The 14,731-nt window shown below is 73.0% G+C and carries 13 protein-coding genes; 8 read left to right on the plus strand and 5 right to left on the minus strand.

The genetic code is table 11. The annotated features are described in order from the left end of the window. Positions 1-90: 90 nt before the first annotated feature. Positions 91-1,434: an amidohydrolase gene (locus tag ACF1BH_RS17610; protein WP_391643376.1), complete on the minus strand. Its 1,344-nt coding sequence runs from the start codon at positions 1,432-1,434 to the stop codon at positions 91-93. Positions 1,435-1,611: 177 nt separating this feature from the next. Here ACF1BH_RS17610 and ACF1BH_RS17615 point away from each other — a divergent pair, with 177 nt between their 5' ends. From ACF1BH_RS17615 to ACF1BH_RS17630, 4 genes are all read left to right on the plus strand, one after another. Then, on the plus strand, positions 1,612-2,643 hold the full coding sequence (locus ACF1BH_RS17615; protein ID WP_391643377.1) for a methyltransferase: 1,032 nt from the start codon (positions 1,612-1,614) through the stop codon (positions 2,641-2,643). Between the two features lie 210 nt (positions 2,644-2,853). Then, the gene (locus ACF1BH_RS17620) at positions 2,854-4,011 is read left to right on the plus strand and encodes a low temperature requirement protein A (RefSeq protein WP_391643378.1); all 1,158 of its coding nucleotides are present in this window, start codon (positions 2,854-2,856) and stop codon (positions 4,009-4,011) included. Positions 4,012-4,648: 637 nt separating this feature from the next. Continuing rightward, positions 4,649-5,455 carry a L,D-transpeptidase family protein gene (locus ACF1BH_RS17625; RefSeq protein WP_391643379.1) on the plus strand — a complete coding sequence of 269 codons (807 nt, stop codon included), beginning with the start codon at positions 4,649-4,651 and terminating at the stop codon, positions 5,453-5,455. 129 nt (positions 5,456-5,584) lie between these two features. Beyond that, positions 5,585-6,721 carry a P1 family peptidase gene (locus ACF1BH_RS17630; protein WP_391643380.1) on the plus strand — a complete coding sequence of 379 codons (1,137 nt, stop codon included), beginning with the start codon at positions 5,585-5,587 and terminating at the stop codon, positions 6,719-6,721. A 36-nt stretch (positions 6,722-6,757) separates the two neighbouring features. Here the strand turns inward: ACF1BH_RS17630 and ACF1BH_RS17635 are convergent, their stop codons facing one another. Continuing rightward, on the minus strand, positions 6,758-7,474 hold the full coding sequence (locus tag ACF1BH_RS17635; protein ID WP_391643381.1) for a VIT family protein: 717 nt from the start codon (positions 7,472-7,474) through the stop codon (positions 6,758-6,760). An 83-nt stretch (positions 7,475-7,557) separates the two neighbouring features. Here ACF1BH_RS17635 and ACF1BH_RS17640 point away from each other — a divergent pair, with 83 nt between their 5' ends. Then, positions 7,558-8,160 (plus strand): YIP1 family protein, encoded by a 603-nt coding sequence (locus ACF1BH_RS17640; RefSeq protein ID WP_391643382.1) that lies wholly within the window; start codon positions 7,558-7,560, stop codon positions 8,158-8,160. A 10-nt stretch (positions 8,161-8,170) separates the two neighbouring features. On the opposite strand, the gene ACF1BH_RS17645 is transcribed toward ACF1BH_RS17640, so the two are convergent. After that, entirely contained in the window at positions 8,171-8,431 is a 261-nt protein-coding gene (locus ACF1BH_RS17645; protein WP_391643383.1) for a hypothetical protein, read from the minus strand. A gap of 350 nt (positions 8,432-8,781) precedes the next feature. Between ACF1BH_RS17645 and ACF1BH_RS17650 the strand changes: the two genes are divergently transcribed. Next, positions 8,782-10,011, plus strand: coding sequence for a CaiB/BaiF CoA transferase family protein (locus tag ACF1BH_RS17650; protein WP_391643384.1), 1,230 nt, complete (start codon positions 8,782-8,784; stop codon positions 10,009-10,011). 82 nt (positions 10,012-10,093) lie between these two features. Beyond that, positions 10,094-11,422: an Ig-like domain-containing protein gene (locus tag ACF1BH_RS17655; protein WP_391643385.1), complete on the plus strand. Its 1,329-nt coding sequence runs from the start codon at positions 10,094-10,096 to the stop codon at positions 11,420-11,422. A 364-nt stretch (positions 11,423-11,786) separates the two neighbouring features. Here the strand turns inward: ACF1BH_RS17655 and ACF1BH_RS17660 are convergent, their stop codons facing one another. Next, positions 11,787-12,788, minus strand: coding sequence for an RNA polymerase sigma factor RpoD/SigA (locus tag ACF1BH_RS17660; RefSeq protein ID WP_391643386.1), 1,002 nt, complete (start codon positions 12,786-12,788; stop codon positions 11,787-11,789). A 575-nt stretch (positions 12,789-13,363) separates the two neighbouring features. Here ACF1BH_RS17660 and ACF1BH_RS17665 point away from each other — a divergent pair. Then, positions 13,364-13,909, plus strand: coding sequence for a hypothetical protein (locus ACF1BH_RS17665; protein ID WP_391643387.1), 546 nt, complete (start codon positions 13,364-13,366; stop codon positions 13,907-13,909). A 123-nt stretch (positions 13,910-14,032) separates the two neighbouring features. On the opposite strand, the gene ACF1BH_RS17670 is transcribed toward ACF1BH_RS17665, so the two are convergent. Beyond that, entirely contained in the window at positions 14,033-14,506 is a 474-nt protein-coding gene (locus tag ACF1BH_RS17670) for a pyridoxamine 5'-phosphate oxidase family protein (protein WP_391643388.1), read from the minus strand. Between the last annotated feature and the right edge of the window lie 225 nt (positions 14,507-14,731).

Here is a 14,731-nt window from a genome sequence, read left to right on the forward strand (position 1 = left end):
AGTGCTGTCGCGAGGGTTTCGAGGTCTGTCGTCACAAACGGACCAACGAGACCCTCGCTTCATGCGCCTGAAGACTTCGGACTTACTCATCTAGGGCGCTTCGAGCCTGCTCAGGGCCGCCGTGGCGAGGGCCTGGACGCCCATGGTGAGGGTCGGGCGGGGGACGGGCGCGAAGCGCGGCGAGTGGTTGGAGGGGATGTCCTGCGCCAGCCGTCCGGCGGCGAACGCCGTGTGGAACGACTCCGGGTCCCAGCCGCCCAGCCACCAGTAGTAGAGCGGCGCCCCGGCGGCCGTCGCCAGCAGCCCCGCGTCCTCGCTGCCGGACGCCGGGTCGTAGGCGAACAGCCGCTGCTCGCCGAAGAGCCCGGTGAAGGCGGAGTTGACCTGACGCAGCGTCCGCGCATCGTTGAAGGTCACCGGGAAGTCGTCCAGGACCACGGTCTCCGGCGACCGCTTCGCGCCCGACGCCTCCGCCTCGGCCCGGGCTATCCGGTCGATGGCGCCCAGCACCCGGGACCGTACGGCCTCGTCGAAGGTGCGGACGCTGAGCTTGACCACGGCCTGGTCGGGGATGACGTTGGCGGTGTCGCCCGCCTGGAAGGACCCGACGGTGACCACCGCCCGCTCGCCGGGCGCCACCTCGCGCGCCACCACGGACTGCACCCGCTGGACGAACGACGCCGCCATGACGATCGGGGCGACGGTGGTCTCCGGCCTGGAGCCGTGGCCGCCGCTGCCGTGGAAGGTGATCTTCAGGCTGTCGGCCGCCGCCATGCACGCCCCGGGGCAGTACGCGATCAGCCCCGCGCCGAAGGGCGCCACGTGCTGGGCCAGCACCACGTCCGGCGTCGGCACGATGCCCTCGGTGTAGAGGCCCGCGGCCAGCATCGCGCGGGCCCCGCCGCCGTTCTCCTCGGCGGGCTGGAAGAGCACCACCAACGTCCCCGACCAGTGCGCCCGCCCGGCAGCCAGCAGATCCGCGGCGCCCAGCAGGCAGCTGACGTGCACATCGTGCCCACAGGCGTGCATCACACCGGGCACCGTCGACGCGTACGGCAGACCGGTGCCCTCGGTGACCGGCAGCGCGTCCATGTCGGCGCGCAGCAGCACCACCGGACCGGACCCGTTGCGCAGCACCCCGGTGACACCGGTCCCGGCTATCCCGGTGGTGACGTCGTAGCCCCAGGAGGTCAGCCGACGGGCGACCTCGGCCGCCGTGCGCGTCTCCTGGAAGGAGAGTTCGGGGTGGCGGTGCAGGTCCTCGTAGAGCGCCACCAGATCGTCGAGGCGGTCGTCGAGCGGTGCGAGCACGGCGTCCCGGTCCGCGGCGGCGTCCGCGCCCCCGCCGCCGGGCCCGCCCCCGCCCGGGTGTCCGCCGTCGCGCCCGTCGGCGGCATCGGTCCTGGTCTCGCGGTCCTCGTCACGGTGGCCCATACACGCATTCGACCACGGTCCGCCTGTCCGGGCATCCCTACCGGCCACCTCCGTACGGCGCGATCCGGGCGCCCTGCTGGCCGGACTTCGCGGGTGCGGCCCGGCGCTCTGGTGACATGCGGGCCGGACGCTGCCACCGTGGACCAGCACCTTCACGTCAATGACCGGAGGCGGACGTTGGCCACTTCATCCCCCCGACCGACCGGCGAGCCCACCGACCTCGTCACACACCTGACGGACCAGGCGCTGGGGCACCTCTTTTCGGCCGCGCTGCGCACCGCGGCCCACCTTCGCATCGCCGACCACCTCGCCCGCGGCCCCCGCACCCCCGAACAGCTGGCGGAGGCCACCGGCACCCATGCCCCGCATCTGCGCCGGATGCTGCGGCTGCTCGCCAGCCGCGCCGTCTTCCACGAGGACTCCTCCGGCACCTACCAACTGACGCCCGCCGCCCGCCTGCTGCGTACGGACGTACCCGACTCCCTGCACACCGCGGTGCTGATGCTGACCGACCCGCTGTTCCTGCGGACGTCGGAGAAGCTGGAGGAGACCGTCCGGGACGGCGCGGCGCCCTTCGAGCGCCTCTTCGGGCAGCCCCTCTTCCAGTACCTCCAGGGCGACGAGCGGGCCCGCGCCCTCCTGGACGACGGGATGACCTCCCTGTCGGCCACCGCGGACGAGGCGGTCGCGGCCGCCTACCCCTTCCCGGAGACCGGCACGGTCGTCGATGTCGGCGGCGGTCGCGGCGGGCTGCTCCGCGCGGTGCTGCGCCGCCGCCCCGAGCTGACGGGCGTCCTGGTCGACCAGGCACCGCCGCTCGCCCGGCACCTCCTGGACGACGACGAGCTGAAGGGCCGCTGGCGCACCGAGGAGGCCGACTTCTTCACGTCGGTCCCGGCGGGCGGCGACGTCTACGTCCTCAAGCACGTCCTGCACGACTGGACCGACGAGCGGTGCCGGGACATCCTGCGGACCTGCCGCGCCGCGATGGCGCCCGGCAGCCGGATATTGATCGTCGAGTCCGTGCTGCCACCGGGCAACGCCCCGCACTTCGGCAAGACGATGGACGTCGCGATGATGGCGGTCGTCGACGGGCGGGAGCGGGGCTCGGAGGAGTTCGCGGCGCTGCTGTCGTCCGGCGGCTTCCGGCTCACCCGCGTCCTGCCGACCGCCGCGACGCCGTCCGTGGTGGAGGCGGTGGCCGAGTGAGCTGACCCGGCGTCGGCCGGCACGCCCCTGCCGGCCCGGGCGCGGCGCCCCGTCCACGGCGGGCGCCGCGCTCCACGGGCCGGGTCGCACCACGGGCCGGGCCGGCAGGGGTGACGAGGGCTGCGCCGGTCCGCCCGGCGGGGCGCGTACCGTCGGGGCGATGTGACCACGCAGGGGCGGGTCACCTGCCGACCCTGGAGGAAGCGCACCGTGCCGGTCCGTATGCGAGCCCGCCGCACCGACGAGGCGCACCGCGCCTCCACACCGCTGGAGCTCCTGTTCGACCTGTGTTTCGTCGTCGGCATCGCCCAGGCGGGCCGTCAGCTCGTACACGCCCTCGCCGAGGGCCACCCCGGCCACGGCATCAGCGGCTACCTCATGGTCTTCTTCGCCATCTGGCTGGCGTGGATGAACTTCAGCTGGTTCGCCTCCGCGTACGACACCGACGACACGCTCTACCGGATCACGACGCTGGTGCAGATCGCGGGCGTGCTGATCCTCGCGGCGGGCGTGCCGCGGGCCTTCGCGGAGAGCCAGTTCACGGTCGTCTGGTTCGGCTATCTGGTGATGCGGCTGGCGATGGTCAGCCAGTGGCTGCGGGCCGCGCACGGCAGCGTCGGCGAGGAGCGCCGCACCGCGCTGCGGTACGCGGGCGGCGTGATCCTGTGCCAGGTCGGCTGGCTCGGACTGCTGTTCGCGCCGGAGCGGGGCCGCCCATGGGTGTTCCTGGTGATGGCGGTGGCGGAGCTGTGCGTACCGGTGTTCGCGGAGCGGCACCGGGCGACGGCGTGGCATCCGGGGCACATCGCGGAGCGGTACGGCCTCTTCACCATCATCGTGCTGGGCGAGACGATCGCCGCGGCCACTGTCGCGGTGCAGTCCGCGCTGGACGAGCACGACGAGCTGGGGGTGCTGCTGCCGATCGCCGCCGGTGGTCTGCTGCTGGTCTTCGCCGCGTACTGGATCTACTTCGCGGTCCCCATCCATCTGCATCTGCGCTCCAGCCGTCAGGCGTTCGTCTGGGGGTACGGCCACTACGTCGTGTTCGGCTCGGCGGCGGCGATCGGCGCGGGCATCGAGGTCGCGGTGGAACAGTCGGTCGGCGCCTCGCACCTGTCGCTCCCGGCGGCGTCCGCGTGTGTGACGGTTCCGGCCGCGCTGTTCCTGTTCAGCGTCTGGCTGCTGCACTCGCGCCATCAGAAGCGGGGCTGGGCGCAGCAGCTGGTGCTGCCCCTCGCCTCGGTCGCGGTGCTGGGCTGCACCTTCGCGGGGACGTACGCGGTGTTCGCGTCCGGTCTGGTGTGCGCGGCAGCGGTCGCCGCGGGCGTCACCCTGACTTCCCGCCAGGGTGCGGCGCTGAGCGCATGACACCGCCGGGGTGCGCCGCCCGCGCCCCCGGAACGTCTGGGCCCGGGCCCCGGCGCCCGCGGGCCCCGGACGCCGACTGACCGCCCCCCTCCGCCACCCCGGTGAACGGAGCAGCCGCCCGGCCCGACCGGGGGAATTACGGCGTCCGATTTCGGTGGCCGGAGCGGTTCCCCCGGTCGCGTGAGCGGTGTGCTGACGCACCGCACACCACCACCGGACCGTTCGCACACCGGTCAACGTGGCGTCACGCGCCGGTCTCCCTCCTCCGGCGTACGCCCGTGACCTGCGGCTCCTCGGCATTGGGAGTCAACTCGTGGACACCTAGGGGTTTTGCGGGGAATTTTCAGCCATGTTCCGGCGCTGCCGACGGGCCGTCACCGGCGCCCCGGAAGGGACCGTAAACCGCGACACTCCGACCTCTTTCGGGCACACATTCCGGGCGTTCGGGTCCCGCGATCCGGGTGCGCGGGCGGAGGCCCGGGCGGCGACACGACCACCTCGCGGTAGGGTGCAGATTGCCCTTTTTATGCCTACGAGCCCCCGGCCCGCAGACATCTGAGGGCCCGTACCGTCCGCTTGTGTCCGACCGCCGTACCCGACCGTCCGCATCTGATCCGTATCTGAGGAGACGCCAGCCATGGCCGCCCGCCACGCTCAGCCCCGCGCGCGCAGAAGCATGTCCCGCCGCGGGAAGGCCGTGAGCGGTCTCGCGCTGACCACGTTGATGGGTACCGCCCTGTGGGCCTGGCCCGCATCCGGCGATGACCACGACGCTCAGCAGGAGGCCAAGAACGGCACCCCCGCGTCGGTATCCGGTCCGGAGAAACCGTCCGGTGCCAAGACCGTCGCGAACGCCACGCGCCCCATCCCGGGCCTGAGCGACGCGGAGCGGAAGCAGATACCGGCCAACTCCCGTCAGGTCCTCGTCGTACGGGGCGCGGGCAAGGACTCCTTCGACTCCAAGGTGGTCCTCTACACCCGCGCCAAGGACTCGGACGACTGGCGCGCCGGTGAGCAGTGGTCCGCCCACAACGCCGCGCACGGCTGGACCGACGACCACCACTACGGCGACCTGCAGTCCCCGGAAGGCGTCTTCGACCTGACCGACGCCGGTGGCCTGCTGCCCGCCCCCAAGGGCACCAAGCTCCCCTACGACCACAACGACAGCTTCGTCGCCAACGGCACCGGCGTGGAGGGCGAGCCCCTGGCGGGCGCGTTCGACTACGTCATCGCCATCAACTACAACCGCGTGCCCGGCACCTCGCCGCTGGATCCGGAGCGTCCGGACGGTGACGAGAAGGGCGGCGGTGTGTGGTTGCACGTCGACCACGACGGCCCCACCCAGGGCTGTGTGAGCCTCAAGCCCGAGGTGATGCGGGAGCTGCTGCGGACCCTGGATCCCGCGCAGCACCCGGTCATCGTGATGGGCCCGGGCGACAGCTGACGGCCCGCCGGCCGGGCCCCGCGCCCGGCCGGCCCGCCGCCCCCGGGGCCGCCCCGTGCCCCCCGGCCCCCTCGTCGCCGGCCCGCCTCGCCTCTGCCCCGTACCGCGCCCCCGTGGTACGCATGGGGCATGGCTGACGCAGCGCACCGCCACGACGCCCTGACCGATGTGCCCGGCCTGCGTGTGGGCCACGCCCAGCGCATCGGCTCCGGCCATCTGTCCGGCACCACCGTGGTGCTCACGCCGGAGGGCGGTGCGATCGCCGCGGTCGATGTGCGCGGCGGCGGGCCCGGCACCCGCGAGACCGACGCCCTCGACCCCCGCAACCTCGTCCAGCGCGTCGACGCCGTCGTCCTGACCGGCGGCAGCGCCTTCGGGCTCGACGCCGCGTCCGGGGTCGCCACCTGGCTGGAGGAGCGCGGCCGCGGCTTCCGCGTCGGCCCGGACCCCTCGCAGGTGGTGCCGGTCGTCCCGGCCGCCGCCCTCTTCGACCTCGGACGCGGCGGCGACTGGCGGGCCCGGCCGGACGCCGCGCTGGGCCGGGCCGCGGCCCATGCGGCGGACCGTGCCGCGGCGGGCGGCCCCGTCGAGCGCGGCAACGTCGGCGCCGGTACGGGCGCGGTGGCCGGCGGGCTCAAGGGCGGGATCGGTACGGCGAGCGTGCTGCTGCCGTCCGGCGTGACCGTCGCCGCACTCGCCGCCGTCAACGCCGCCGGATCGCCCGTCGATCCGCGCACCGGCGTGCTGTACGGGCACCTCCTCGGGCCGGACGGGGCGCCCGCGCCGCCCGCCCCGGAGCGGCACGCGGCGGCGGTCCGGGCGCTGGCCGCGGCGCGCGAGACGTCCCGGGAGCGGTCGGCGGCCGCGGCCCGGCCGCCGCTCAACACCACCCTGGCGGTCGTCGCGACGGACGCCGTCCTCACCCGCGCCCAGGCGCAGAAGCTGGCCGGCACCGCGCACGACGGACTGGCCCGCGCGGTGCGCCCCGTCCATCTGCTCTCCGACGGCGACACCGTCTTCGCGCTGTCCACCTGCGGCCGCCCGCTCGCACCGGAGGCGGCGGCCGCCGATCCGGCGTTCACCGTGCACACCGAGGTCGGGGCGCTCAACGACCTCCTCGCCGCCGGCGCCGACGTCCTGACCCGGGCCGTCACCGACGCCGTCCTCGCGGCCACCTCCGTCGACGGCCCCGGCGGCCACTTCCCCTCGTACACGGAGCTGTACGGCGGAGCGGCCGCGCACGAGGCGGGTTGGGGGCAGCCCTAGAGGCGCCCCCCGCGCGGCGCCCCGTGTCCGGTGCCGTCAGGCCCCGCTGGCCCCCAGCGCCGCCCCCGCCACATAGGTGACGATCATCGCCAGCGCCCCGCCGCCGGTGTTGCGGAGGATGGCGGGCAGGGCCGGGGCGGAACCGAGGCGGGCGCTCATCCAGCCGCACAGGGCGAGGGCGGCGAGCACCGAGACGACGGTGATCGGGAGGCGCAGTCCGTCCGGGGGCAGCACGATCGCCAGCAGCGGGAGCAGGGCGCCGACGGTGAAGGCGAGGAAGCTGGCGCCCGCCGCATGCCAGGGGTTGGTCAGTTCGTCCGGGTCGATGCCCAGCTCCACCTCGGCGTGGGCGCGCAGCGCGTCGTGCGCGGTGAGCTGTACGGCCACCTCGCGGGCCAGCTTCGCGCTCAGGCCCTTCGCCTTCAGCAGGCCGGTCAGCTCGATGAGTTCGGCCTTCGGCTCGGTGACCAGCTCCCGCCGCTCCTGGACCAGCGCGGCCTTCTCGGCGTCCCGCTGGGTGGAGACCGAGACGTACTCGCCCGCCGCCATCGACATGGACCCGGCGAGCAGCCCCGCGAGTCCGGCGGTCAGCAGGGTGGTGCGGGAGCTGGTCGCTCCGGCGACGCCGACGACCAGGCCCGCGGTGGAGACCACGCCGTCGTTGGCGCCGAGCACCGCGGCGCGCAGCCAGTTGAGCCGTCCGCCCAACCCGCCGCCGTGCGCCTCACCGTGATCGGGAGTCTGCTCGCTCATGTCCGCAGGCTCTCATCCACGGGCCCGCACCCGGCGCCGACGCCACCGCTTCACGGTAAAAAGCCCGATGGTAGAACGGCTGTATGCCCGCTCCGCCGCCTCCCGCACCCACGCTCGTCCAGTCGTCCCGTCCCGTACCCGAGCGGCGGCGGCTGTGGTGGCACCGGCTGTTCCTCGGCCTGTGGTACCGCCCGGTGGAGGTCCTGGACGAGGCGCGGGACCGCTCCGCGTGGAGCGCCGCGGTGGTGCTGTGCCTGGTCAGCGGCGTCATCGGGGTGCTGTCGGCGGATGCCTTCCACGGGCAGTGGGCGTCCGATCCGGGCGCGGCGCTGAAGCTGATGGCGCTGGCGGTCGGCTGCGTGCTCGTCGCCAGCTTCGCGCTGGGCGCGGCCACCCACGCCATCGCGCGGACGCTGGGCGGCAACGGCCGCTTCGCGCCGACCACGAGCCTGTTCATCGTGCTGTTCTGGGTGACCGACCTGCCGCGGCTGCTGCTCGCGACCTGGCTGCCCCCGCAGGCCACCTTCGTCCAGGCGCTGACCTGGACGACCTGGGGCTTCGGCTATGTCCTTGCGGTGCTGCTGATACGTGGTCAGCACCATCTGCCGACGCACAAGGCGGCCGCGGCGATATCGGTGCAGATGCTGGCGGCGCTGACGCTGCTCAAGCTCGGCCCCGCGCAGTGACCCACCGGGCTCAGCGGCGGCGCGTCAACTGCCGTACGAGCACGGCGAACGCCTCGCGCTCGGCGGCGGTCAGCTCCACGCACTCGGCGGGCGGACCGGCCGGGCCCGTCTGCCGCGGCACCCGGTCCAGCAGCGCCCGGCCGTCGCGCCCGGTCGCCGTCCGGTGCTCCTCCCGGCGCAGCAGCCGGAGCAGCCCGACGACCCAGACGACGCTCGCGACGCCGAGCACGGCGAATCCGATCAGCTGAAGGGTCTCGAGGGTGAGGAGCATGCGGTCCTCCAGGGCAACGCGGGCGGTGGACGGTGGGGCCCCGCGGGCGGGGTGGCTACGGTGGCGGGGGCGGATGCCGTGATCGGGGAGAATGCGGGCCGGCTCCCGCGGCACTCTACGGGCACCGCGTGAAGTCCTGTACCCCTCAGGAGAATTACCGGTATTCCCGTACTTCACACCATTATGCGGGAACTGTCGGCCCGTTCCGGCCGACCACGCCTCCCTCCGCCTCCGCCTCCTCTCCGGGGCGGCAGAATGCGCCCGTCCGCCTTGGACACCGCGGCGCCTTCCCGCGCCCCCTCACCTCCCCGACGATGGCCGCACCCGTCCGCGAGGTGAGGAGTCCGCACGTGCCGCAGCCGTCCCCGCAGTCACCGCCTCCGCAGCAGTCCCCGGAGCAGGAGGGCGGTGCGCCCGCCCGCGCCCTCGACGGGCTGCTCGTCGCCGACTTCAGCCGGGTGCTGGCGGGCCCGCTGGCCGCGGCGACCCTCGCCGATCTGGGCGCCGACGTCGTCAAGGTGGAGCGGCCCGGCGCCGGCGACGACACCCGGGCCTGGGGCCCGCCGTTCGGCCCCGACGGCACCGCCGCGTACTTCGACGCCGCCAACCGCTCCAAGCGCGGCATCGCACTGGACCTCGGTGACCCCGAGGACGCGGCCGCCGCCCGCGAACTGGCCCGGCGCGCCGACGTCCTGATCGAGAACTTCCGGCCCGGCGCCCTCGCCAAGTACGGCCTCGACGCGGCCTCCACCCGAGCCGCCAACCCGCGTCTGGTGCACTGCTCGATCACCGGGTTCGGCTCCGGCGGCGGCGCCCATCTGGCCGGGTACGACTTCGTGGTGCAGGCGGTCGGCGGGCTGATGAGCATCACCGGGGAGCCCGGCGGGACGCCGCTGAAGGCCGGGGTGGCCCTCGTCGACGTCCTCACCGCGAAGGACGCCACCACCGCGATCCTCGCCGCGCTGCACCACCGCGAGCGCACCGGGCGGGGCCAGCTGGTGGAGGTCAATCTGCTGTCGTCGCTGCTGGGCTCACTGGTCAACCAGGCGTCCGGGCATCTGGCGACGGGGAACGATCCGGGGCCGATGGGCAACCGGCACCCGAGCATCGCCCCGTACGAGACGCTGGCCTGCCGGGGCGGGCTGCTGGCCGTCGCGGCCGGCAACGACCGGCAGTTCCGGGCCCTGGTACGGACCCTGGGCACCCCGGAACTGGCTGATGACGACCGCTTCCGCCGTAACCAGGATCGCGTACGGAACAGAGCAGAACTGGTCGAACTGCTGGAGAAGTCACTTTCCTCGGATACGCCGCAGATGTGGACGGAACGGCTCACCGCGGCCTCCGTTCCCTGTGGACCCGTCAACACCCTCTCCGAGGCGCTGGAGTTCGCCGAGGGACTGGGGCTCGCGCCGGTGACTCCCGTGGGAGAGGGGAGAATTCCACAGATCAGTAGTGCACTGAGGCTCTCCGAGACACCCGTCACAGCACCGACGCCGCCACCGCATCTGGACGAACACGGCACACCGCTGCGAACCTGGCTGTCAGGCCCTCCCGACGACACCTTTCCGCCATGCGTGTGACCTTGCCCACAAGTTCAGGCCATCCGCAACCAATTCCCGCCGTACGTGCTGTTTACCAGCACGGATCACACAACACCCTTGTATGGAGCAGCTCGTGACATCGCCGGACAACTCCACCACCGCACGGTCCCGCACCTCGCACCAGCTGCTCCAGCCGCCCGAGCAGGACGCCACCGCGGCGCCTCGCCGGGGCCGCCGGACCCGCCGCGCCCTCGCGTTGACGGCGCTGCTCGCGGCCGGTGCGCTGACCCTCTCGGCGTGCGGCGGCAGCGCCGAGGCCGGTTCGGGCGACGGCAAGAACGGTCAGGCAGGCGCGGACGCCGCCGCCGCGAAGGACGCCTCGGACGCCAAGATCACCGTCTCGTCGAAGGACGGGGCGACAGACGCCAGCATCAACGCCACCGGCGTGAAGGTCACCGGTGGCAAGCTGACCGAGGTGAAGCTGACCGTCGCCGACAGCGGCGCCCCGGTCGAAGGCGCCATATCGGGGGACGGCACCTCCTGGAAGCCCGGCGTCCAGCTGGAGCGGGGCACCAAGTACAAGCTGGTGGCGAACGCCAAGGACGCCAAGGGCCGGCCCGCCACGGAGAACGCCACCTTCAGCACCGTCTCGTCGGACCACAGCTTCATCGGCAACTACACGCCCGACGACGGCAAGACCGTCGGCGTGGGGATGCCGGTGTCGTTCAACTTCGACAAGGTCATCACCAACAAGAAGGACGTCCAGTCCCACATCACGGTGACGTCCGACAGCGGACAGGAGGTCGTGGGCCACTGGTTCGGCGCGCAGCGCCTCGACTTCCGGCCCGAGGAGTACTGGAAGGCCAACTCCAAGGTCACGATGAAGATCGACCTGGACGGTGTGCAGGGCGGTGACGGCATCACCGGTGTGCAGTCCAAGACCGTCACCTTCACCATCGGCCGCTCGCAGGTCTCGACCGTCGACATGAACACCCAGACCATGACGGTCAAGCGGAACGGCTCGGTCCTGAAGTCGGTGCCGATCTCGGGCGGCAGCCCCGACCACCCGACCTACAACGGCCAGATGGTCATCTCGGAGAAGTTCACACAGACCCGGATGGACGGTTCGACGGTCGGCTTCGGCGGCGAGTACGACATCAAGGACGTCCCGCATGCCATGCGGCTCTCCTCGTCCGGCACCTTCATCCACGGCAACTACTGGGGCTCGCCCTCGATCTTCGGCAATTCCGGCACCAGCCACGGCTGCGTCGGTCTGCGCGACGCGAAGGGCGGCGGCGGGGACACCCCCGGCAAGTGGTTCTTCAACGAGTCGCTCATCGGCGACGTCGTGATCGTCAAGAACTCCCACGACAAGACCGTCCAGCCCGACAACGGCCTCAACGGCTGGAACCTCTCCTGGTCCCAGTGGAAGGCCGGCAGCGCGGTCTGAGCCGAGCCCGGGCGCGCGGTTTCCCCGCGCCTGACATCCGGATACAGCTGAATCGACGGCCGATCCTCCTCGCGGGGGTCGGCCGTCGGGGTGTGTGGGCGCCGTCTCTTTCGGCGGCCGCGGTTGCCCTGCCGCTGCGGGCGCGGCCTACCAGCCGCGTATCCCGCGCTGTGCGAACTCCGCTGCGGAGTCGGCGGGTTCGAGCGACGGCAGCGCGCCGCCGCCGTCATCGAAGGTCTTCATCCCGCGCGACGGTAGCAGGACGCCGCGGCGCCCGCGTCCGCCTGTGGACAACCGGCCGGGCCCGGTGCGCGGGCCCGGCGGGGCGGTACGAGCGCACCCGGCGGAACACGCGCGGGGGCGGTCAGGCCGCCGCGTCGAACCCGGTGTCGTGGGCCATCCGCTTCAGCTCGACCAGGGCGTGCTTCTCGATCTGGCGGATCCGCTCGCGGGTCAGGCCGTGCTGCTTGCCGACCTCCGTCAGCGTGCGCTCGCGGCCGTCCTCTATGCCGTAGCGCGCCTTGATGATCGAGGCGGTGCGGTGGTCGAGGCGGTCGATCAGGTCCTCCAGCTCCTCGCTGCGCAGCAGGGAGAGCACGGACTGCTCGGGGGAGGCGGCGGAGGTGTCCTCCAGCAGGTCACCGAACTGGGTGTCGCCGTCGTCGTCCACGGACATGTTGAGGCTGACCGGGTCGCGGGCCCAGTCGAGCACGTCGGTGACGCGCGCCGGGGTGGAACCCAGCTCCGCGGCGACCTCGGCGGGCTCCGGGTCGCGGCCGTTCTCGCGGTTGAACTCGCGCTGCACCCGGCGGATGCGGCCCAGCTCCTCGACGAGGTGCACGGGCAGCCGGATCGTGCGCGACTGGTCGGCGATGGAACGGGTGATGGCCTGGCGGATCCACCACGTCGCGTACGTGGAGAACTTGAAGCCCTTGGCGTAGTCGAACTTCTCCACCGCGCGCACCAGACCGGCGTTGCCCTCCTGGATCAGGTCCAGCAGGGGCAGCCCGGCTCGCGGGTAGCGCCGTGCGACGGCGACGACCAGCCGGAGGTTGGAGCGGATGAAGACGTCTTTGGCCCGCTCGCCCTCGGCGACCAGCGCTTCCAGCTCCTCGCGGTTCGCGCCCGCGGCATTGCCGTCGGTCACGACCTCGTCGAGGATCTTCTGCGCGTAGACGCCCGCCTCGATGGTCTGGGACAGCTCGACCTCCTTGGCGGCGTCGAGCAGGGGTGTGCGCGCGATTTCGTCGAGGTACATGCCGACCAGGTCGCGGTCGGCGATCTCCCCGCCTACGGCGCGAACACTGCTGCCCCCGTCAGCACCGGTGCTGGTGGTCTGACGACGGGCGACGGCACGGGTTGCCATGCGTGAGCTCCCTTTGCGATGAGTCGGTGATGAGTCGTTCGCGGGACGGTGGACGCGGGAGCCCGGGCTGACCGAACTGCCCCGTCCGAAGGAAACAACGGCTGGAAACCGGACAGAATTCCCAAGCTGCCCGTCTATTTTTCTGATCATGCAGTACCCTGCACGGTCACCGACGGCGGCCGACCGTTGCCGGAGCGGGAGAATCCCAGGTCAGACAGTGTTCCCGGCTCTGCCCGCGCCCCCTCCGCCTCCGCGGCGAATCCCTTCACCTGAGACGTCCGTCACTTCACCGGCCGCATCTCGCCCCCGGCGTCGCCGACGCCTCCGGCGACCGGTGGGCACCTCGGCACCCCCACGCCCCGGTGGCCACCGCGACCTCGGCTCCCCGTCCCCAAGACGACCCGGGTCGGCGCAGGGTTGCCTCGAATGCACCCATGGCCGCCGGATTCCCTCGAAACCACCCATGCCGCCTCGGCATTCCCGGCCCGCCCCGGGGCCGCTGATCCAGTTGACGGGTGCGGTACGCGGGTGTCGCCTGGACAGGAGGGGCAAGCGAGAGGCGAGAGGAGCCCGTCATGGAGAACCCTGCTCCGCGCCATGACGCGCGGGCCGCCGGTACACACGGCGCGGTCGAACGTGAACACGGCGCGACCGCCGACGCCCCGGGTACGGAGTCCGCGGCGGCGCACCCCAGGGGCGGCCGGCGGCTGTCCGCCAAGGTGGTGTGGCCCGTCATCGCCGCGCTCGGCTTCGGCTGCTACACGATCTGGATCGACCACACCGGCGGCTCCAGCGGCGGCCATGCCGCGCTGCTCGGGCTGATCGCCGCGGTGGTCACCGGTGCGCTGGGGCTGGTGCTCGTGCACTTCCAGTCCACGATGATCACCGACACCCGGGCGCTCGCCTACGGTGCGCTGTTCGGCGCCAGCATGGGCTGGCTCTACAACCTCAGCGGTCCGTCCGTGCTGAAGTCGTCGGCCTGGGGCCTGGTGATGGGCGCGGTGATGTTCGTCGTCTCGCTCTACATCTTCCGCGGCCACCGCGTCCGCGAGCCCCACGGCCCGCACCGGCCCCGTAAGCAGCACACGCACGGCCACGGCACACCGCACGGCGCGCACTGACCAGCCACAGTGTGGCGCGCATGCGCCACGGGTCCGCGCCCGCCCGCACCCGGGCACCCCGCGTCAGGGGGCCCGGGCGCGGGCGGGCTCACGTGTACCGGCGGGGTGGGCCCGCCCGGCACCCTACCGCCGTACCGTCCGCAGCCCCTCGTCCGGCCGCCAGCTCTGGATGATCATCGTGGCGTCCCGTACCGCCACCCGTACGATCTCCGTCACCTCGGCCCGGAAGAGGAGGAACGGCTCCGGTGGCCGGACCTCGTGCGCGTAGCGCCTGATCACCTCCTTGTCGGTCATGTGGACCGCCCGGCCGGAGACCCGGACATCGCCGTCCGACAGGTCCGTGCCGGGGCCCGGGTTGGCGTGCAGGGCGAATCGGGGGTCGGAGTGCAGGTCCGCGCCCTTGCGGGACCCCGTCAGCATGCCGAGCCACAGCTCGCCGAAGCGGAAGTCCGCCTCCAGGCCGGTCAGCCGCGGTGAGCCGTCCGCGCGGAGGGTGCCGAGCACATGGTGCCGGTACCGCCCGAACCGCTCCCGCACCTCACGGACGAATCCCGGCTCCCGCGCCTCGGCCACCGCCCAGCCGACACCGCGCGCCACGGCCGCCCCCGGCCCGCGCCCCGTCCGCGCGCCCGGCGTCCCCGAGCGCGGCGCCGCCGGCATCGGCGCCCCGGAGGCCGAAGGCCGCACCTCCGGGCCCTGCGCGCCCGCGTCTGCCCCGCTGTCTCCCTCTGCGCTTCCTGTCATGCCTCCACGGTCGCCTCCCAACCGGACATCTGCTGTCCGGATTCCCCCATGCTTCCGACCGCTCGGCGCCCCGGATCA

The organism is Streptomyces sp. NPDC014733 (assembly GCF_043083385.1).
Taxonomy (GTDB): Bacteria; Actinomycetota; Actinomycetes; order Streptomycetales; family Streptomycetaceae; genus Streptomyces.

Bases quoted from the DNA above. Each gene is read 5' to 3' on its own strand.
- ACF1BH_RS17630 (WP_391643380.1), top strand. From the start codon at position 5,585: ATGGCTGACGCAGCGCACCGCCACGACGCCCTGACCGATGTGCCCGGC.
- ACF1BH_RS17640 (WP_391643382.1), top strand. From the start codon at position 7,558: ATGCCCGCTCCGCCGCCTCCCGCACCCACGCTCGTCCAGTCGTCCCGT.
- ACF1BH_RS17660 (WP_391643386.1), bottom strand. From the start codon at position 12,788: ATGGCAACCCGTGCCGTCGCCCGTCGTCAGACCACCAGCACCGGTGCT.
- ACF1BH_RS17645 (WP_391643383.1), bottom strand. From the start codon at position 8,431: ATGCTCCTCACCCTCGAGACCCTTCAGCTGATCGGATTCGCCGTGCTC.
- ACF1BH_RS17665 (WP_391643387.1), top strand. From the start codon at position 13,364: ATGGAGAACCCTGCTCCGCGCCATGACGCGCGGGCCGCCGGTACACAC.
- ACF1BH_RS17610 (WP_391643376.1), bottom strand. From the start codon at position 1,434: ATGGGCCACCGTGACGAGGACCGCGAGACCAGGACCGATGCCGCCGAC.
- ACF1BH_RS17625 (WP_391643379.1), top strand. From the start codon at position 4,649: ATGGCCGCCCGCCACGCTCAGCCCCGCGCGCGCAGAAGCATGTCCCGC.
- ACF1BH_RS17635 (WP_391643381.1), bottom strand. From the start codon at position 7,474: ATGAGCGAGCAGACTCCCGATCACGGTGAGGCGCACGGCGGCGGGTTG.
- ACF1BH_RS17655 (WP_391643385.1), top strand. From the start codon at position 10,094: ATGGAGCAGCTCGTGACATCGCCGGACAACTCCACCACCGCACGGTCC.